General features: G+C 44.7%; 16 protein-coding genes. 13 read left to right on the top strand and 3 right to left on the bottom strand.

All coding sequences use genetic code 11. From position 1 onward, the window contains the following. Nucleotides 1-27: 27 nt before the first annotated feature. From MHM87_RS05215 to MHM87_RS05240, 6 genes are all read left to right on the top strand, one after another. Nucleotides 28-687 carry a hypothetical protein gene (locus MHM87_RS05215; protein ID WP_239257960.1) on the top strand — a complete coding sequence of 220 codons (660 nt, stop codon included), beginning with the start codon at nucleotides 28-30 and terminating at the stop codon, nucleotides 685-687. Between the two features lie 169 nt (nucleotides 688-856). Next, a complete protein-coding gene (locus tag MHM87_RS05220) occupies nucleotides 857-2842 on the top strand; it encodes a class I adenylate cyclase (RefSeq protein ID WP_239257961.1) in 1986 nt (661 codons plus the stop codon). A gap of 162 nt (nucleotides 2843-3004) precedes the next feature. Further along, complete coding sequence (locus MHM87_RS05225) at nucleotides 3005-3397, top strand: BlaI/MecI/CopY family transcriptional regulator (protein WP_014950296.1); 393 nt, start codon at nucleotides 3005-3007, stop codon at nucleotides 3395-3397. Beyond that, nucleotides 3390-4631 (top strand): M56 family metallopeptidase, encoded by a 1242-nt coding sequence (locus MHM87_RS05230; protein ID WP_239257962.1) that lies wholly within the window; start codon nucleotides 3390-3392, stop codon nucleotides 4629-4631. Before MHM87_RS05225 ends, MHM87_RS05230 begins: the two co-directional genes overlap by 8 nt. 306 nt (nucleotides 4632-4937) lie before the next feature. Further along, on the top strand, nucleotides 4938-5528 hold the full coding sequence (locus MHM87_RS05235; RefSeq protein WP_239257963.1) for a DUF2780 domain-containing protein: 591 nt from the start codon (nucleotides 4938-4940) through the stop codon (nucleotides 5526-5528). A 145-nt stretch (nucleotides 5529-5673) separates the two neighbouring features. Beyond that, complete coding sequence (locus MHM87_RS05240) at nucleotides 5674-9171, top strand: DUF748 domain-containing protein (RefSeq protein ID WP_239257964.1); 3498 nt, start codon at nucleotides 5674-5676, stop codon at nucleotides 9169-9171. Between the two features lie 170 nt (nucleotides 9172-9341). Here MHM87_RS05240 and gloA read toward each other — a convergent pair whose 3' ends face one another. Next, a complete protein-coding gene (gloA, locus tag MHM87_RS05245; RefSeq protein WP_014950300.1) occupies nucleotides 9342-9890 on the bottom strand; it encodes a lactoylglutathione lyase in 549 nt (182 codons plus the stop codon). A gap of 169 nt (nucleotides 9891-10059) precedes the next feature. Continuing rightward, entirely contained in the window at nucleotides 10060-10893 is an 834-nt protein-coding gene (locus tag MHM87_RS05250) for a DUF1456 family protein (protein WP_239257965.1), read from the bottom strand. Nucleotides 10894-10953: 60 nt separating this feature from the next. On the opposite strand from MHM87_RS05250, the gene MHM87_RS05255 reads away from it, so the two are divergent. From MHM87_RS05255 to MHM87_RS19965, 7 genes are all read left to right on the top strand, one after another. Then, entirely contained in the window at nucleotides 10954-11463 is a 510-nt protein-coding gene (locus tag MHM87_RS05255) for a 2Fe-2S iron-sulfur cluster-binding protein (RefSeq protein WP_014950302.1), read from the top strand. After that, complete coding sequence (locus MHM87_RS05260; protein ID WP_239257966.1) at nucleotides 11463-12488, top strand: xanthine dehydrogenase family protein subunit M; 1026 nt, start codon at nucleotides 11463-11465, stop codon at nucleotides 12486-12488. The genes MHM87_RS05255 and MHM87_RS05260 overlap by 1 nt, the downstream gene beginning before the upstream one ends. After that, a complete protein-coding gene (locus MHM87_RS05265; RefSeq protein WP_239257967.1) occupies nucleotides 12475-14688 on the top strand; it encodes a xanthine dehydrogenase family protein molybdopterin-binding subunit in 2214 nt (737 codons plus the stop codon). Before MHM87_RS05260 ends, MHM87_RS05265 begins: the two co-directional genes overlap by 14 nt. Before the next feature lie 574 nt (nucleotides 14689-15262). Continuing rightward, entirely contained in the window at nucleotides 15263-16732 is a 1470-nt protein-coding gene (locus tag MHM87_RS05270; protein WP_239218224.1) for an ABC transporter substrate-binding protein, read from the top strand. Nucleotides 16733-16734: 2 nt separating this feature from the next. Next, the gene (locus MHM87_RS05275) at nucleotides 16735-17718 is read left to right on the top strand and encodes an ABC transporter permease (protein WP_239257968.1); all 984 of its coding nucleotides are present in this window, start codon (nucleotides 16735-16737) and stop codon (nucleotides 17716-17718) included. Beyond that, entirely contained in the window at nucleotides 17715-18584 is an 870-nt protein-coding gene (locus MHM87_RS05280) for an ABC transporter permease (RefSeq protein ID WP_239257969.1), read from the top strand. Before MHM87_RS05275 ends, MHM87_RS05280 begins: the two co-directional genes overlap by 4 nt. After that, nucleotides 18581-19996 carry an ATP-binding cassette domain-containing protein gene (locus MHM87_RS19965; RefSeq protein WP_239257970.1) on the top strand — a complete coding sequence of 472 codons (1416 nt, stop codon included), beginning with the start codon at nucleotides 18581-18583 and terminating at the stop codon, nucleotides 19994-19996. The genes MHM87_RS05280 and MHM87_RS19965 overlap by 4 nt, the downstream gene beginning before the upstream one ends. Before the next feature lie 67 nt (nucleotides 19997-20063). On the opposite strand, the gene MHM87_RS05290 is transcribed toward MHM87_RS19965, so the two are convergent. Then, nucleotides 20064-20951, bottom strand: a complete 888-nt coding sequence (locus MHM87_RS05290; protein WP_049587896.1) for an SDR family NAD(P)-dependent oxidoreductase — start codon at nucleotides 20949-20951, stop codon at nucleotides 20064-20066. Nucleotides 20952-20955 lie beyond the last annotated feature (4 nt).

The following is a 20955-nucleotide window of genomic DNA, read 5'->3' on the forward strand; positions in this document are numbered from 1 at the left end:
TATGAAGTGAGCTACACAGAGTCAGAAATGGATACCACATACAGCCACTTGTCATCTTCACCTTCACTATTCAATTACTTGGGCGACACAGCAAATGCCCAAAGCGCACTTCAAGATGTTGTAGAAAAATCCAAGCAGGCTAATGCTCTCGGTGATGCGTTCAGTGCGTTTAATGGTGAACTACAGGGCAATCAAATTGACACATATCTTGAAAAAATAGAAAGCGGCGAGGCCTCACTCAACGGCAACACAATTGCAAACTACCTCGATTTTAATCGGCAAAAGCTTGCCTCGGAATTAAGTGATTTAGCGGCAAAACTTGGTATTTCAGACGATACAAAGCTAACGGTGAGTAAAGGCGAGCTGGTAATTGAAAGCAGTCAGGGCGAGCAAGAGCTTGATAAAACCACGTTGCGCCTACAACAGTACCTAGAAAAGGACACCAACCTTACGTCACTTATTCAACAAACATCTCGTCTGTCTCAGTTCAAAGAATGGGGAGATGCCACGACATTTGCATCAACACTACAAGAGAAAGGCACTGACGAAGCGACTATCCAGTCATTTTTAAAAGAAGCCCGAACGTCAGTGACGTCTGACAATACGCTGATATTCAATAAAAACGGGTTCGGCTTTTCTTCCGATGGTAAAACTGATGCGCTAATTGATGCATTTGATAAGCAGTAAGGGCAATCTTACAAAGTGAATAAGTCTCTATTCATTACCTCCCTCTTACACGAGAGCAGGTAAGTACGGAATATCACAAATTAAGAATCACTTTTTCTGTGCGAAATTAGAGGAAGTCGACGCGAAATAACGCTATGCTTGGCTGCATGATGAAGTGCAGATTGACATAATGGCAGCGCAACAGCCGCTTTCCGTTCAGCAAAACCTTACCATTAGGTTATTGCGCGTATTGCGATACAACAAAGCACGTATTGAGCGTGCACTTACGCTCATGCCTGAAAAGCACAGGCCGCTTTTTCATGTGCTTCCCTTTCTTGTACATGTTAACCACGAAGCCCTTCCAGGATATGTGGCCCCACTCACCTCGGGTGAAACCGTTCCATTTGGTATCAACAATTACTCGTTTAGACCTGATGTAGAACAAGCTTTGCAGCGCTGTTTTCCTGCACAGAGTCACTTGTTTTCAGACATTAAGCAAATTTGGCCAAGACAGCGGGCGGTTGATGCACTGGTTTTAATGGGTAGCGTGGGGACTATTGCTCAGACTGACGACTCAGACTTTGATTTTTGGGTGTGTATTGACGGTAAACGTTTTTCGACGACTGAGCTGACTTTACTTCAACAAAAGCTAACAGCCATTGAAAAATGGGCGGATAACACCTTTGGTATTGAAGTGCATTTCTTTTTATCTGAGATAGATAAAGTTAAGCAAAACGATTTTGGCGTCGCTGAAGGTGAAAGCGCGGGCTCGGCGCAAGCCCTGTTTCTAAAAGCTGAGTTTTACAACACCAATATAGTAGTAGCAGGCAAAGCGCCGTTTTGGTGGCTTACTCCAGAGAAAACATCAGAGAAGCAGTATCAGGCTATTTACAATAGTTTGGAAAAAGGCGGCTCACCAGACGTAGACTGGTTCATGGACTTGGGTCACCTAGAGCGACTAGACGCAAGCGAACTTTTTGGCGCCGCCATCTGGCAATTAGGCAAAGCCATGGACTCGCCATTCAAGTCCGTATTAAAAATGGCAAAGCTTGAAGTATACCTTGCCAATATCTCTCACGGACAACCACTGTGCAACCTTTTGAAAAAGCATGTACACCGCGGTGCTGAAGCTCCAGGGCATGTTGCAGATATCGACCCCTACGCACTCATGTTTGACGAACTCATCGCTCATTACAAAGCCAATGGTCAGGCGGAAGATATTGCTGTATTGCAGCAGTGTTTATATTTGAAATGTGGGTGTACATTGAGCCACCCGCTTGTAGAAGGTGAGCAAGCGAATTTCAAACGCAAAATTATGGCCTCGTACGCAAAACAGTGGGGGTGGAGCCGCAAACTACTTGCCCACTTGGATAACCAACAAGATTGGACATTCAATGAACGTGTGCAGCTGAGCCGTCGAATTCACCGCTTTTTATTAAAGTGTTATCGCCGCATCTCCAAAGAGATTAGTCACCATCAACAGGTGATGGATCAAAAAGACATGACCGTTCTAGGTCGCCGATTAAGTACCTATTACGCTAAAAAGCCGGATAAAATTGAGTTTTTGCGACGCGCTTTTGACGAAAGCCTTTACTGTGAAAAGATCACCATTGCTATGCGTCAGCTCAAAAATGGTGATGAAGTATGGTCAGCCTATGCTGGTGATTTACTGAGCAAATCGGGCATTATCGACGATTCACAGAAAGTTACTCAAGCGGCTAGCGCCATTGCACTGATGGTCTGGCTTGTGTCGAGCAAAATAATAGATACAAACAGTAAGGTTTATCTCGATTACAATTACGGTGAAGTGAGCGAACTAGACTTGAACGATTTGCTTAAGCATTTGTGCAAGTATTTTCCTCCAGTCAAAGTGTCGTCACTACCGCGTAATGACTTGCTGGCGCCAGAACGCATAACCGCATGTTTTGCCATTGTGAACTTCCCCACCCTACGCCAAAAAGCCACGGTAGAGAATGTATCCATCCTATATACGACGTCTTGGGGTGAAACCTTTTTGAGACACGGCAGCGACGTGCTGGATACGCTGTGGTACGACTTACAAGAAGTAACCCCAAAGCCGCCGTGCTATGTAATGGTGCCACGTGGAAATCAACAAGCACGAATACTCGGCGAGTTCTTAGAAGCTAACGAGCTTAATTTCACCGTTTTATACTGATACACCCAACGTAACGCTTTCAAAGAAGCGCCAAGCGTAGTACTCCATCTCACACTATCTCTCCGTTTAAAAAACATGCAGAAAAAGCTTGCGCTTTAGAATTACAAGCGTAATCTAAAAGCATGGACTACAAATGTAATCAAAATAAAAGACGTCGTAATTATGAGTAAAATGTCAGACAAACCCGAAATTTCAAACGCTGAATTTGAAGTGCTGGACGTACTGTGGGACGACCATCCTGCCACGTCGAACGAGGTTATTGCGCGACTTAATGACAAAAAAGACTGGCACGAAAAAACCGTCAAAACCTTGTTAGGCCGCTTGGTAAAAAAAGAAGTGTTAGGGTTTGAAAAGCAGCAGCGCCAGTATCTTTATTATCCACTGATTGCTAAAGAAGACTATACAAAAAAAGAAACCACAAGTTTTGTTAGCCGACTGTTTAAAGGCAAGATCGCCCCTATGGTCGCTGGTTTTGCAAATCAAAACTCGTTATCTAAACAAGATGTGGACGAGCTCAAAGCCCTTATCAAGAAATGGGAAGAAAACAATGATTGATTGGATTATTGCTCAGCAGGGTGTTTTGTCGCTAGCGCTTGTTTTACTCATGGTGTGCGAACACTTTTTCACTATTAAAATTGGGGCTTCGCTTACCTATAAGCTATGGGCGCTGATACCAGCCTGCCTCATAGTCAACAACCTTCCAATGTCGCTGGTTAACATTCCATCAAATAGCTTTGCTCGCTATGTGGTTGGCGTTAAGCCCACATTAAACACCGTTGAGTTTGAAACCTGGTTTACTGTATGGGCAATTGGCGTAAGCGCAATTACAGCCTATGTCTTAGCGCATCATCTGAAAATATGGGCATCGATAGGAAAGCGCCACGCTATCCACACCAATGCCTACTATTCCAGTAAAGCTACCACACCTATGCTATTTGGTTTTATCTTCCCAAAGGTGCTTATTCCCTTCTCATTTAAAAGTGCATTTTCGATTCAACAACAAGCACTGGTATTAGAGCATGAGAACGTACATCGCAAGCATTACGATCACCTGTGGAACGCGTTAGCGCTGGTTATCGCTATTGTATTTTGGTTCAACCCACTGGTTTGGCTTGCGCTAAAATCCTTCAGAATTAATCAAGAATTGGCTTGTGATCACGCAGTACTGAAAGACAAGACAGACAACGAAAAACTTACCTATGCAAAAGCACTTGTGCAGTGTGCCGAGCATGGTTCAGACGCCCTGCACTTTACACGCGGGCTTTACCCAACCTTTGGAGAAAAAAGGACTATGATCAAACGTTTAAACGCGATAAAGCAACCTATGCGTAACAATAAGGTACTGGCTGCAGGCGTACTTTCAATTGCCGCCATGCTCACCATCAACACGGCTTTAGCCAATGCGCCAGTAGCAGAGACCAAATCTGAAGCTAAGATTAACCAGGCATCGCCGGTTAAACGCGTTCCACCAAGCTATCCAGAAAAAGCAGCACAGCAAAATGTTGAAGGTTTCGTTGTACTCTCCTTCGATATTACTGAAACGGGCGCTACAGATAATGTAAAAGTAGTAAAATCAGTGCCTGCTGGCGTGTTTGATAAAAGCGCAAAAGTTGCCCTGAAACAATGGGAATACAAACCTCGTATTCAAGGTGGCAAAGGTGTAAGGCAGACCGGCCTTCTGGTGCAGCTAGACTATCAACTCGGAGTCTCTCTTGATACGGCGAGTGTTGAAAAGAATGCTTCCCCTGATGTAGAGCGTATAATCGTTCCACCCAAACAGAGCAAGTAAGCCCCAAAATTATCAGAATACTAAAAGGAGCGTATCGCTCCTTTTAGTGTTTTGTCTAATTGACTTAGTTCCTGCCTACTGCACACTACCACTCGATCACCCAAGTCTCTTATAAAATGTAAAGTGCCTTTACAATTTCTATAGAGAATTTACGACCTCACTACGTTAGAATGTGAGTATTTACACACCTGAAAACTTCTAATTTATGGAAGGTTTAAATAGTCGATAGCGCAATTGCTATGGTTATTTTCAATCAAGTTACTCCAGACGGGCTTTCGCTGCTGGTGTACAAAAAGGAAATCTATAATGAATCGTATCGTTTTAGCACCTACAGTGCTTGCCCTTACTTTTTTTACTACTTGTGCTAATGCCAATATTGATCAGCTTAAAGGTCTGTTAGGCGGTAAGAAAGCGGAATCGACAGTAACTTCCAGTAGCCTAACTGAAATGGCAACCAGCGCAGCATCTAATATCGACTTGGCTAGCTTAGTGAGTTCAGTTGCAGGTAACCTTGACGTGTCTGAAAACCAATCAGAAGGTGGCATAGCGTCAATTATGAACTATGTACAAGGCAACCTTTCAGGCGCTGATTACGCCCAGTTGGCAAGCAGCATTCCAGGTATTGATAGCCTGCTTGAAGATGTTCCCTCTCTTAGTGGTAACTCAGCAGCAAGCTCAAGCTCTTCACTATCAGGCTTACTCAATAAGGCCTCTGAGTACAGCTCTACACTTAAATCGGTAAACGACTTAAAGCAACAATTTGAAGCGCTAGGCCTTTCAACCGATATGATTGCCAGCTTTGTCACTCAAATCAGCTCGTATTTAAATGTAAATGCAGATGAAGAAACACAGGCGTTGTTTAAATCTGGCCTAGATAATTTGCTAACCGCTCTGTAACCTGTATAAGGCGTATTAATTCTCTTCTACAATCCAAATTAATACGCTTTAACTTTTTTGCAGGGGCTTTTAGCTTGGTGAAATAGCAACTCCTGTTTATCTTTTTACACTTAAATACACAGCCTAATCGCCTATGCAAAATGCAATGTCTCGGTTTTCTACGAAGCCCAAATGGTTTCGACTATCCACTTATCTTGTTCTCATCTACCTTACTTACGCGCTTCTTATCGGCGTAGTTACGCCTGCGGTGTTAAAGGCAAAGTTACCCAACATAGTGAAAGAAAACACTGGAAGAGATGCTGCTGTTGAAGATATTGCAATCAACCCTTTCTTGCTAAAAATAGAAGTGACTAATTTTGTTATCTATCCAAATATACACTCTTCAAATGAAAGCGAAGATAACGCCGTAATCCAGAACCAAGAAAATCATTTCTTTAGCGTAGGCAATGTTTCACTGGACGTTGGATTCTGGCAATCACTTTTCACCTTCACTCCTGCCGTTGAATCGCTAACCATAGACGAACCTTTTGTTTCCATTGCACGTTTAAGCGAAAGTGAAGACACACAAATCTTCAACTTCTCTGACATTCTTACCCACGTAGAGAAACGCAGTACAAAAGCTCCTGAAGAGCCTAATGACACTAGCGAAGGGCAAATTCCCCGAATTACGTTACGTGATTTTGCACTTAACGAAGGGCGAGTGGTTATTGAAGACAAGGTGACCAACACCCTACTTGATTACCCAGAATTTAGCGTTGACTTGCAAGATTTGGATACTCACGCTTTGATCAGTTCAAGCAGTGTTGGCAACAAAAACGCTAACCCTAAAAGCGATAAAAGTGAGAGCGCTCAGTCAAAAGGTAAGTTAGCGTTCAACCAATATCAATTTAACTTGCTCACCGCAGAGAAAGGTAACATCGCCATTGATGGCGAGTTTCAATTATCTCCACTAAAAGTTACGACAGACATCACGATAAACGATGTAGCGCTTACGCCGCTTTGGTCACTTTCGAAAAATTTGATAGAAGCAGATTTAGTAGACGGCAAGGTTAACTTAAGCTTACATGCTGAAGTTTTTGAACAAGATACAGCCTTCCAGTTTATTCTAGAGCGTGGCGAATTTGCTGTTAACAACCTTGTGTTTAACGCTGGTTCTTCGCCTGCCACAACAGGCACCGCCAAGAGTTCGCAAGAGATCATTGCCATACCCGCGTTTGCCATACACGATATAAACGTAAACGCATTAGAACAGCAAGTTAGCATTGCTGAAGTTGCTTTTGACAACGTTCGAGTATCGGGCCTATTTGACAAGTCAGGGCTTGATTTACAGCGTCTGTTTACCCCAAAAAGCCCAGCGGCAGATGCTACATCAGCTAACGCTAACCCCAGCGCAGCGCAAGAAGGAAATAGCGCAGCGCATATAGGTAATAGCGCAGCGCATACAAGTAATAGCACAGCGCAAAAGGGAAATAGTGAAACAGAAGATGAGGATGTTTCCAACGTAGCAACCGACAGCACAAATGAACTAGCACATGAGACCTCGTGGTATGTTGAGCTTCACCAATTTGCATTTAATGACGGTAGCATTGATCTTTTAGAGCGTAGCGTAAGTGACGGGACCTACTACCGCATCAGCAACCTCAATATTAAAAGTGGAAAAGTCACTACTGACTTCTCTAAACCTATTTCCTACACCACCAGTTTACATATCTCTGCCGACCCACAGACGTTTAGCGACACATCCAAAGGTGCACTAAGCAGTAGCGGCAGCGTAGTTATTGCAGAACAAACTGTGCAGGGTAAAGCAGCGATTGAGCAACTGGTGCTAAGTCAGTTCCAGCAGTACGTTTCCCCCCACGCAAATGTGACACTTGAAGAAGGGCTATTTAATTTAAACGTTGAGTTTGATGGGGCATTTATGAACGCCGCTGATAAAGAAAATATCGACTCACTAAACGTTAAGGCGAGTACTAGCATTAATAATTTAAGCGTGCTGGATGACGACAGCTCTCCCCTACTACAGTGGCAGTCCTTAAATGTAGACAACATCGAATTTGACCACGCATCGAACCAGCTAAGCGTAGACATCATTCACCTACAAGCGCCATTTGCACGACTTATTATTGATGAAGCTAAACAGACCAATGTGAGTAAGCTGATTGTCGCTTCATCAGACAAGTCCGCTAACAGTGAAAGTGCCAGCGAAAATGGCAGCGCAACCACGTCGAAAGCATCAAACGCAAACGTGCATGCAAGCACTACAGCTGAGCCTTCACAAGCCAACGAATTGGCCATTGCCGTTAACACCATATCAATAGAAAACGGCAAAGCGTACTTTGCTGACCATTCATTAACGCCAAAATTTGCGTCTGCTATAGAAAGTTTAAATGGCAAAGTATTGGGAATTGACTCTCGCTCAACCTCCCCTGCCAATGTTGATATCACCGGAAAGATAGACAACTATGCTCCGGTCAAACTAGCAGGCACTATTCACCCATTAAAAGATGATATAGACCTTGATTTAGATTTTTCAGTCAAAGGCGCCGAACTGACTTCAGTTAACCCTTACTCAGGCACCTACATGGGCTATTACATTGACAAAGGCTTGCTGTCATTGGCTGTGCAATACAAACTAAACGGTAAGGCACTGGAAGGTAAGAACCGTGTGGTTATTGACCAATTAACGTTGGGCAAGAAGTCGAACTCTGATCAGGCATTAAGCCTACCGCTTGGCCTTGCTATTGCGTTATTAGAAGACAGAAACGGCGTTATCGATTTGGGTTTGGATGTGTCTGGCGATATCGATAGTCCGGACTTCAGTTTCGGCTCCATTGTCCTCAATGCTATTGGCAATATTATTACAAAAGCTGTTACTGCACCCTTTTCGCTACTTGCGAACCTGGTTGGCAGTGACGACGAACTCGACAATGTTGAGTTCGGGTTTGGAGAGCATTCGCTAAATGCGGACGCTCAAGAAAAACTGAATACCCTTGCCAAAGCCCTTAAAAAACGTCCAGGGCTTAGGGTTAATATCGAAGGTACAGTCAACGCCATGTCTGATGCAAGTGCCCTAGCGCAACGTCAGTTGAACACTACACTTTTAACAAGAAGCGGCTATGCTGATGCATCTGCTACTTCCGGCAACGCTAGTACTAACGAAAATTCTCTTGCTGGCGGTGAAAATGAAAGTTCCAACACCCTTGGCAGCGTACAGCGCGACTCAATAAGTGGCAGTAGTATCCCACTGGAAGGCCCTTTAGCCGATGCGCTTTTATCCTACTATGTTGAGGTATTTACACCTGATCTTAATCAAGAATATGAAAACATGGTGGCACAGCTTTACCCTGAACTCACAAATTCAGACAATGAACAGAGCCAAAAGAGTGCGGATAACAATAAGGAAGTCATTAACGAAGAAAGTGTAAACCGAGCATTAAGCATTGCCCGATACAACAAACTACGTAACAACATTGATATCCCTGAAAGTGACTTAATCCTTCTGGCTGACGCGCGCAGTAAAGCGGTGAAAGGTTATTTGGCAAATGAAGCTGAGGTAGAAGCGAATCGCTTATTCTTGCTTAATACCCAGCACGACTTACATACCGAATTTAGCGGTGTGGAATTAACGTTAGAAGCGAAGTAATGAACGGGTTGGCTTGAAAATAAAACCCTATAATTTAGGGTTCCATAAGGTCACTAAACAAAAAAAGGTAGCTTATTCAGTTAAGCTACCCTTTTTTGTAAACAGTGACTTCTGATACTACTTGCTACTTAAAACCCAGCTAGCAAATGGTACCGTAGTGCGTGCCTCGCCTACTTCTTCAAATGGGGCGCGCAAGTTGCGGATACGTTAGACGCGTTGAAAATTTCAATCCAATAGCCGTCTGGGTCTTTGATAAATGCGATCCCTTTCATAGAACCATCATTAAGCCCTTTCTGAAAAGGAACGTCTAGTGATGCAAATCGTGCACATGCAGCTTCAGCATCAGGCACATGAAAACCAATATGCCCAAAACCTTTTGGCTCTGTATTTCCGTTATGATAATCCACTGTTTCTGGTGTATCGCCCCAATTGTGGGTTAGCTCCAACATGGCCGGGCGACCAAAAGTTTGCTGAGTACGTTCGTCTACATCGTCAGAAATATCAGAGAAATCATCACCTGCCGCCAAAAAATAAAGGCTGAACTTCATTTCTTCAAAATCTAGACGCTTAATTAGCGTCATTCCCATAACTCGCGTATAGAAATCTAGCGAACGCTTGGGGTCGGCAATGCGCAGCATAGTTTGGTTGAACACAAAACCTTGTGTGGCGGCATCTTTCTCTTCATACAGGCCTTCGGCCTTATCGAAATGTCGGCTCATAATAGTCGTCCTTAGCGATATAGATAATTAAGGCAAGGCAATCTTGCTTTGCCTAAAAACGAGTGCATAGAAGTGAGGGGTAATTTTCTTTTCACAACAGCACTTAGTCTATCCTCTTACGCGCTTTACCTCAGATGCGTTTTATTCAACGCCTATTTTTACAGCGCTTTTATTTTTTAGGGAGCTTTCCCCAAACCGAACCTGCATCACTTTTTTTCACTGGCGACACTTTAGTATCGGTGTTTTTGCCAGCCGCTTCTTTTTGTTTGCTAGCGCCTTTATTAAATGAGCTTGGCTTAGTACCAGAAGTGCTTGAGCTATCTGATTTTTTATGCGAAGTTTGTCGCGTGGACTCCGGTCGGTATTTTTTCACCATACCTTGCAACAAATTGCGAACCACTTGATCGCCTGCGGGTTTAAAGTTGCGATGGTCTGGCTTTCTAAAAAACGCCGACAGCTCACCTTTACTCATTCTAAAGTCTGCTAGTTTAAGCACCGCTATCATATCGTCATCTTTATAACTCATCGCAATACGGATTTTGCGCAGTACTTCATTATTACTTAATCGCTCTTTAGGCCCCAGTTCTTGAGGCATTTGCCCTTCTTGACGCCCACGGTTTTTGATGATCAATCCATCTAGAAACAGCGCAATAATCTTATCGCGACACGGCAGATAGCCCTCTTCGCCTTCCCGCTTCATCACAGCATGTAAATAATCAATTTCCATGTCGTAGTTCACTAATTTAAAAATACTTATGGCGGCGGTATCGTTTATCGCTAATGCATAACGAAGGCGACGTAGAACATCGTTGTGGATCATGAAAATGGGCCTGAAAAGTGGAGTAGCCAATAATTGGTATGGATTACAGTGTAGCGCAACGTGCGCTTTCGCATATTTTACACTACTTGGCCATTCGCATCTATCGCGGGCTGTCAGGTGCATAATTTCTACCAACACATAGTGAAACCAAATTAACGTAGTTGGCGTAACGACATTGTACATCTGGTTTCGCTCATTTCATCGGCGTACCGAAATTGAGCTCATTGGTAGAAGGATACTTCCATGGCAACATTAAATCTCAACGGGAAAGACGTTAGTCTTCCCGATGATCCACGAACGACTTTGTTAGATTTTCTCCACCAGCATTTATCACTTTTTGGCACCAAAAAAGGTTGTGACCACGGTCAATGTGGTGCTTGTACCGTTATCGCTGACGGCAAGCGTATTAATGCATGCTTAGTGTTTGCATTCCAGTTAGAAGGCGCTGAAGTCACAACTATTGAAGGCATCGGTGAAGGTGAGAGTCTTCATCCGCTGCAAAAAGCTTTTATCGAGCGTGACGCGTTTCAGTGTGGCTATTGCACATCTGGTCAAATATGTTCAGGCGTATCCCTACTTAGGGAAATGAAAAATGAAGACCCTAGCGCAGTTACTTATAGTCAAACTCGTCACAGTAAAGCTTCATTGAAAGAAGATATCAGCGAACGCATGAGCGGTAACCTATGCCGCTGCGGCGCCTACCCTAATATTGTGGATGCTATAACCGATGTTATTGCTTTGGAGAGACAATAATGCAGCCATTCACTCTTCATCATTATAACGGCGAAAAGCCGTTGAGTAGCCTGCACCTGGACACAACATCACGTTTTTTGGCCGGAGGTACAAACCTAATAGACTTAATGAAACTACAGGTAGAAACGCCTAAAACATTAGTAAGTCTTGCGAAATGGCATAAAGCTAACACTATCAGCGAAGACGACAATTACTATTATATTGGCGCCATGGTGACTAATTCTGACTTAGCGAAGTTCGCTCACACGCAGCCCAATGTGTCTTTACTTGCGCAAGCTTTATTAAGCGGTGCAACAGTTCAACTTAGAAATAGGGCAACCACTGCAGGCAATTTGCTACAACGCACCCGCTGTTATTACTTTTACGACACCACAAAAGCCTGTAATAAACGAGAGCCAGGCACTGGCTGCAGCGCATATGACAGCATGAATAGAATTCATGCCATATTTGGCACCAGCGAGAGCTGTATTGCCACACACCCTTCCGACATGGCCGTAGCCATGATTGCGCTTAACGCACAAGTACATACACAGCAACCTGATGGCAACACGCGTCAAATCGCGCTACGAGATTTCTACCGTGAGCCAGGCGACACGCCGCACATAGAAACCCAATTAGACGAAGATGAACTTATCACCCATGTCAGCATAAAGAAAAAAGCAAACGGTACTCAGTACTATCACAAAGTACGCGACCGTTCTTCCTATGCGTTTGCACTCGTTTCTGTTGCGGCTGGATTGAAAATTGAAGATGGTCGTTTTAAAGACCTTTCTCTCGCCTTTGGTGGTGTGGGCACCAAGCCTTGGTATCCGCAAAAGGCAATCAGTGTTCTTGAAGGCGCGGAACCAACCCAAGAGGTCATATTGCAAGCCGCGGAAGCTGAGTTATCCGAAGCAAAAACGTTTGGCAGTAATGACTTTAAACCAGAACTATTGCGCAGGACGTTAACAAAAGTGCTTTTAGAGTTAGCAGAACATCAGGTAAAGCACCCAGGACATGAAGGAGCTTTATATGACAACGCATAATGCCAAAACTGTAGGGACGCCAGTTAATCGAGTTGATGGTTCAGCAAAGGTGTCAGGTCAAGCAAGGTACGCTGCGGAGCATATGAGCGATCGCACTCCTTTGATAGGCTGGGTTGTATCGAGTGATACTGCCGTAGGTAAAATCACATCCCTTAATACAGAGCAAGCGGAACAGGCCGAAGGCGTACATGCAGTTATCACGTATAAAAATGCAGGTACTCTTAAGCCATTTAGCAAGCCTGCGGATGAAAGTCGGTTTACTCAAAGTCGCGCCGTACTTAACGAACCTCACATTCGTCATTTCGGTGCGCCGGTCGCTCTAGTTATTGCTGATACGTTGGAGCAAGCACGCTATGCCGCAAGTCTAGTTACCTTCACCATAGACGGTGAAATACCAGATTTGCTGACAGAATTCGATGATGCAACGCAAAAACCGCCGTCGCTAGATGGTGGGTTTGAGGCAGATGCATCTAGCGGTGATAAACCGCAGCAAAGTGATATCCAAGTAAGCATTAACGAAACTTATACTACACCAAGCCAAATCTCTGCTGCTATGGAGCCTCACGCCACGGTTGCCGACTTTAAAGATGGAAAGCTTGAGGTCTATTGTAGCGTTCAGATTATAGCGACGGCTGTTGAGGCGCTTGCAATTACGCTTGAAATGGATGCAGCAGACATCGTAGTACAGAGCCCCTTTGTAGGTGGCGGGTTTGGCTCTAAGCTAGGTCTTCATTACGATGCAACGCTCGCTTGTATAGGGGCCAGGTATTTAGAGCGGGCTGTAAAAGTGGTGTTAAGCAGGCGTCAGGTCTTTTATAACACCCCTCATCGAGGGCACAGCATACAGAAAATTAGCCTTGCTTCTGGTGATGATCATGCACTATTAAGCGTACAACACAAAAGCGCTATGCCTAAAGCCAAGGGCTATGAGTTTGCCGAAGCAACAGGGGCTGGCGCACGGGTTACCTATAAATCTCAGTTCATTGAAAGTACGCATAGGGTCAAAGACGTAGACCTGCCGCTTATTGACTCTACCCGTTCTCCCGGAGATGCCATTGGTTCCCTTGCTTTTGAATCGGCCATTGATGAACTTGCCCACGAAGCCGGTATCGACCCGCTTACGTTTCGCATAAAAAACCTGCCCGTAGTTCACCCTATGAAAGGCGCGCGGTTTACCACCCACAACTTAGGTGAGTGCCTTCGTCAAGGCGCGCAAAACTTCAAGTGGCAGCATAAAACACAGCCCACACCGGGTAAACAAATCGGCCATGGCGTAGCGAGTGCTATGCGTATGAATGTGCTGGTGGAAAGTTCAGCTGAAGTGGAATTGAGTGCTACCGGAGAGGTAACGGTTCGCACTGATATGACAGATATTGGTACAGGCACCTACACAATTCTCACACAAATTGCCGCCGATACTTTAAATACGTCGGTAGACAATGTCACAGTAAAACTCGGTGATAGCCGCTACCCTGCTTCATGTGGTTCAGGTGGCTCATTTGGCGCAGCAAGCTCTGGTTCTGCGGTTAAAAAAGCCTGTGAAGCGCTTATTGCGAATATTAAAAGCTCACTTCCCCCAGCCCTTAGCCAAGCTGAAGTACAAATTTTAGATGGACAAATAAAGTTAGTCTCGATTGCACAAGGTGATGATGATGAAGTAAGTAGTCCGGTATTACTCGCCAACTTTATGTCCGACAGCGACTTCCCCATAACAGCAACCGGTAACGTATCCGAAGATGACACCAGCGATGATGAGCAGTATTCATGTGGCGCTCATTTCGCGGAAGTAGAGGTAGATGAATACACGGGTGAAGTTAGGCTACTTCGCCAATACGGTATGTTCAGCGCGGGGCAAATCTTGAATATGAAAACAGCTGCATCTCAAATAAAAGGGGGAATGGTATGGGGTGCTGGCTACGCACTTACTGAAGGGATCCATCACCATAGAGAGACGGCAAGCTTTGTAAATCCAGATTTTGGTGAATATCATGTGGCAGTCAATCGCGACATTGCCGAAGTTAGCCTGGATTTCTTACAAGAGGCAGATTATGCCGCATCGCCAGTGGGTGCAAAAGGTATTGGTGAACTAGGCATTACTGGAGCAGGCGCCGCCATCGCTAACGCAATTTATGATGCATGCAAAGTGAGAGTACGAGACTTCCCCATTACCATGGATAAAATAATCGCAGGTAAGAACTAAGCAAAAAAAGCGGCCTGACAAGGCCGCTTCACATTAAGAAGCTTTTTCATTATTGTTATCCAGTGTGTTTGATAGGGCTCAAAACCCTTTTTTAATTTGTAGTACTATCACTCTATAGCATTACTAATAAATGCTTAAAGTTACAATGTAACATACGACCAATTGCTCATTACAAAAGTTGAAAATATTGTGCACCGACTTAACATTACTTAATATCTTGATGATCATTAGCCAGTGCATTTTTTCAAAAAGTAGTTTAGCCCTACCGACTCAATCTGTACATTTATTCAACAAATCGTATATTATCCAATCTGGAAGTTTGTTTTACTATTCAGGGTGGTCAGCCTAAGAATATTAAATACTGATACTGACTCACAGGATTCAAATAGACACGAAAAAGCTTAAAGGCTCGAAGGGAATACATAAAAATAATATGCGGATTAGACATCTAACAATTTTACTCGTCGTTGCCAGCGTTCTACTTAGTGCCTGCACACCTTCGCAACCTACAAACAAAATTCTGATCAGTGGTCCTTTTGAACCAGTCAATAACGATCCGGCAAGTACCGGCTACATGTTTACACGAATGCAAATTCTGGAAACTCTCATAGACGTGGATAACCAAGGTCAGCTTATCCCAGGACTTGCTAGCTCATGGTCAAATGATGAGGACTTTACTGTTTGGACATTTAATTTACGTCCTGATGTGTATTTTCATGACGGCACGTTAATGACCGCCGACGCCGTCTACAAAAGTCTTTCGGTCGCGTTTGGTAAACCAACGCCATTTTCAAAAGATATGATCGCCAACATGGAGGTGGTATCAGAATATTCTATCAAGTTCACCTTGAACCAAAGTTACCGTCCTTTCCCTTCCCTGTTAAGTAATTATGCAACTGCGATCGTGGCACCTGCTACCTTCGGCAAGTTCAATCGAATTAAAACCTTAATAGGTACAGGCCCCTATCAGATTACGCACTTTGAACCTCCCCACAATATTACAACCACGCGCTTTGACAATTATTGGGGCGAGCCCGCTGTTATTGAAAACGTTGAGTACGTAACGGGTCACCGCTCTGAAACGCGGGCGCTTATGGTACGAACGGGGCAAGCAGATATTGTGTACAACCTCGACCCTGCCGCGGTTAGCATGTTGCGCACTGACTCTGACGTAAACGTGTTTAGCGACAGGATCCCTCGCACCACTCTAGTTAAGTTAAATAGCGGCCATCCTATCCTCTCAGATGTAAAAGTAAGGCGAGCATTGAGTTTAGCGATTGACAGAAAAGGCATTGCATCTGGCGTAATGCGTATATCGAATATCTCTGCTGATCAGCTATTTGGCCCAAATATTCGAGACTGGCATATTCGTTCTACTGCCACAGATAATGCTACCAATACTATTTCAATGGGTGACGCTGACAATAATCCAACAATTAAAAATAGCGTTGAAAATGGTGACTTATTATTAAATAGGAAAAAAGCGGCACAGCTGCTAACCGACGCGGGATGGTTAGTAGGTGAGGATGGCGTGCGCTACAAAGATGGCTCGCCTTTAACGCTTGATATGATTACCTATGCCAATCGGCCAGAACTCATTACCATTGCCACAGCAATTCAAGATCAGTGGGCTAGCATTGGAGTGAAGCTCTCTGTCCATATGGAAAATGTAAGTGCCATTCCTTCAGGGCATGCTGATGGTACATTACAAACTGCACTTATGGCGCGTAACTTTGCTAACATCCCAGACCCTCTTGGTATAATGCTGGCTGACTTTTCTTCAAAAGAAGGTGGCGATTGGGGGCCAATGAACTGGCAAAATGAAAAAGTGTTTAGCGATTTAAAGACCTTGAGTCACACCACGGATGAACACGCTTACAAATCGTTGATATCATCAATTATGCAAGAAGTTCAGCAAGACGTTCCTCTTATCCCCGTTATGTACTATGTACAGCAAACGGCGACTTCTAGCCGACTAAGAAACTTCAGCTTCGACCCTTACGAGCGTTCTTTTCGCGTATCTCAAATGAGAATAGCCCCATAATAATGAGAAAAATTCTACTTCAACGGCTGCTTCAAGCTGTACTGATGGCGTGGAGTGTAGGCACACTCACATTTATTATAACCCGTTCACTACCTGGAGATATGGCTTACAAAATAGCGGCTGGCCGCTACGGTGACGATGCGGTAAGTACAAGTGCCGCTAACGCCGTAGCAGAAGAACTTGGTCTGCACAGAAGCGCTTTCGAACAGTACGTAAGCTGGATGACTGATTTAGCCTCTCTGGATTTAGGAACAAGCTTGGTCACGGGTGCCCCCATTGTTGTTGAGCTACAAAATCAGCTTTCTTACACCCTTGTTCTCGCTGGACTCGCTATTCTGGTATCCGCATTAATTGCGTTTCCTCTGGGAATTTATAGCGGCATCAGAAGCGCTCGAAAAAGTGAAAATACTCCTAAAAGCCGTGCTTCTCTTTTTGATAAAACAGCATTAGTGTTTTCCACGTTCGTGCGCTCTCAACCGGTCTTTTGCTTGGGGCTAATTCTCATCTTTATTTTTGCACTAGAGCTCAACTGGCTACCGGTTGCGGGCTCTTCAGGCTTTGTCTATACCATATTACCTGTAATGACCTTAGGGTTAAGCCTTGCGGCTATATCAAACCGCGTAATTCGCAATAGTACTGTTAATGCGGTTCAATCGGGTTATTTCCATTTCGCCAAGATAAAAGGGTTAAGCGCTCTAGAGGCGTTCAGGTGCCATGCGCTACCTAACGTTGTAATACCTGCTCTAGCCTTCATGGGCATACAGCTTATCGGGTTAATTGAAGGCGTAATTATGATTGAAAGCCTTTTTGCTTGGCCCGGCATAGGACACGGACTTTCCCATGCTGTCTTTGCCCGCGACATCACTATGTTACAAGGCACAGCTTTGCTGATGGGCACGTTATTCGTATTGATCAACACACTAGTCGATTTAAGTCAGTATGCACTCGACCCAAGGGTGAGAGAGAATCGAGGGTATAGCCAATGAAGACACCCGCCTTATCTGTTGAAAAATTGATTGGCTTTTCACTTTTGATGCTGCTCTTATTACTTGCGTTGGGCGAGCCTGTTCTATTGGGAACAAACGGTAATCAACAAAATTTAAAGCAAGTGCTCGAAGCCCCAAGTACGCAACATTGGTTAGGTACAGATCAGTTCGGACGCGACATGTTAGCCAGAATCTCAGAGGGTCTGCGCATATCACTTTCTCTCGCTGCACTGTGTGTACTAAGTTCATCAATCATTGGCGTGCTAACGGGCGTAATTGCAGCGTGGTGTAGAGGCTGGGTAGATACGACGTTGAATTTCATTGCCAATACGATATTGGCGCTCCCCGGACTGGTACTTATTCTTCTTTTCGCGGCGCTAGTACCCGGCTCTTTCATTATGCTGTATTTAGCCATTTCCTTAGTACTGGCCGTCGAATACTTCAGGCTGGTACGTGCTGTCACTCTACCAGTAGTGACAGGCCCTGCACTGGAAAACTCTGCGCTAATGGGTTTTCCAAAACGCTATTTATTTAATAAGCATATATGGCCCGCCATTCGACAAGACGTGTTATCACTTGCTGCTTTTGGTGCCTCCTCCTCAATTATCGCCATGGCATCGGTGGGCTTCGTTTATGTTGGTTTAAAACCACCCAGCCCTGAGCTCGGGCTGATGATAGTTGAGCTTTTTCCATACTATCACGAAGCACCTTGGCTGCTCGCACAACCTATTTCCACCCTATTCGTTCTCGTACTGGGCTTTCACTTACTTTCTGCGAAGAGTGACAAAACACCTCGTTTAAATAAGTTCATTTTTGACAGCAGCAGTAGACTATCAAAGAGTGATGCATTGGAGCGCAAACTGTGAGCCAGTACATTGCTATTGAACACTTATCAATTTACGCGCAAGACACCATTATTGTAGAGGATCTATCCCTTAACCTTGAACAAGGCGAGACACTGACTATATTGGGTGAAACCGGGGCAGGTAAAAGTCTGCTAGCGCAAGCAATTATGGGCGACTTACCACCTGCACTGAGGGTTACGGGAAATGTTCTGGTAAACGGTGTAGATATGCTTCGTGCGAACCGACGTGAATGTGAACAATTGTGGGGGCGAGACATTGTTATGCTGCCGCAAGAGCCATGGCATTCTCTAAGCCCAATGATGAAAATTCGCCAGCAAGTCGCCGAAGTTTTTCGGTTTACATTGGGTAACGGTGCTCGCGAAGCACAAAAGAGTGCGAAGACACAGCTAGACAACCTGGCTCTTAAAGACGACAGTGATAAGGTCCCTTCTCAACTTTCCGGTGGAATGGCACAGCGTGTCGCTTTTGCCTGTGCATCAGCGACTAATGCACCTTTATTTCTAGCCGACGAACCCACAAAAGGGCTAGATGCCGGACGCAAACATCATATTGTTGAGCAACTAAAGCAAAAAGCTAACGACGGTACGCTACTTACTATTACACACGATGTTTCAGTGGCAGAGGCACTGGGTGGTAAATGTATGGTGCTTAAAAACGGGAAACTGGTTGAAACAGGTGATACCCGCAAGATACTGTCCTCCCCGTCTTCAAACTATACCAAAACCCTTATTGCGTCGGCTCCGCAACACTGGACGGCTACAACAAAAAAAACGCATAGGATTGCACCGCTGGTATCGGTGAATGACCTCACAATTATGAGAGGTAACCGTACACTATTTACTGGCCTTAGTTTTTCTTTAGGGGAAGGCGAAATTGTCGGGCTTTGTGGTGATAGCGGCAGTGGAAAAACGTCTCTAGGTGATGCTCTACTTGGGCTCCTACCCTATCAAGGCAATATTGCGTTTCATACGCTTTTACACCGTTATCAAACCCTAAAGCTATATCAAGATCCCCCCAGTTCATTTGCCGATCACACTACGCTTAAATCATTGATTGATGACGTAATAAAGCTTCACAAGGTGTCTAAAAAGCGTGCTGATTTACTTTCATCTCAACTAGGCCTTAACCAGCGATTGTTTGAGCGCAGCGCCTCTGAGGTAAGTGGAGGTGAGCTTCAACGCATTGCATTGCTGCGCGCGCTGCTACTAAGACCCAAGCTACTTATAGCTGACGAGCCAACATCTAGGCTCGACCCCATTACAAGTAAGGCAATTACTCACTTACTTGTCGATCAATGCAGAGAAGAAAATTGTACGGTGCTCTTTATCAGTCACGATAGAACACAGCTAGAAAAAGTCTGTGACCGCGTCATTGACCTTCAGACTCTCACAACACCAAAAGCCGTTATATAACGGCTTTTGGAAGACAAAATTCAGGGCACTTTCGTGTGTTTATACGTAAACCGTAGCCACGAATGAACTAAAAAGTCACGATTTCATCATCAATAAGATGACCAACAGCCTGACTCTGCTCAGCATCGACAAAGGCGCTATCAATCGCGCCAAAGCGCGCCGTAGTAACCTTTCTATAATTCGGGTGTGTATAAATATAAGTTTGCTCTGACTGAAGCGCCTCTATCACGCGCTCAGCTAGCACAGATGCATCGATTCCCGACTCTACTGCTTTAGTGGCCGCTTGAGCTCCTGCTTTAAGCTTTTCTTTATCAATGCGTTTCTCAGCGGCTACTGCGTATTTTTGCTGCCTATTTCTATACGACTCGTGAATGCGGGTTTTCACGAATGCTGGACACAATACAGAAGTATGGATTCCAAAAGGTTTCAGTTCTGGTACCCAGCTTTCCGTCATAGAGACAACCGCAGCCTTTGATGCGCAATAGGCCGCCGCATATGGCATGCCCATCATTCCTGCCATCGACGCCACGTTTAGCACCCAACCTCCTTCGCCGTGCTCTTTAATAGCTGGCACGCATGCTTGTGCGCCATAGAGTACGCCCATAACGTTGACGTCCATTACCCAGCGCCAGGTCTCATGCTCCGAATCTTCGACTTTCCCCGGCGTACCGCCAACACCAGCATTATTGATGACCATATGAACCTTGCCAAACTTCTCTTTGGCGTTAGCTACAATATCTTCCCACTGAGCGTAATCGGTAACATCAAGGGCGCAAGTCAATACATCGAAACCTTTCTCTCGTAAGTCGTTACCCGATTCGGTTAATGCAGCATTATCAATATCGCCCATGACGATATTCATACCCTGCCTTGCCAATGCCTCTGCCAGCGCTAACCCTATGCCGCCAGCGGCGCCAGAAATAATAGCGGTCTTACCCGTAAATTCGTTAGACATCTTA

The organism is Alteromonas sp. Cnat3-28, from assembly GCF_022348265.1.
GTDB lineage: Bacteria > Pseudomonadota > Gammaproteobacteria > Enterobacterales > Alteromonadaceae > Alteromonas > Alteromonas macleodii.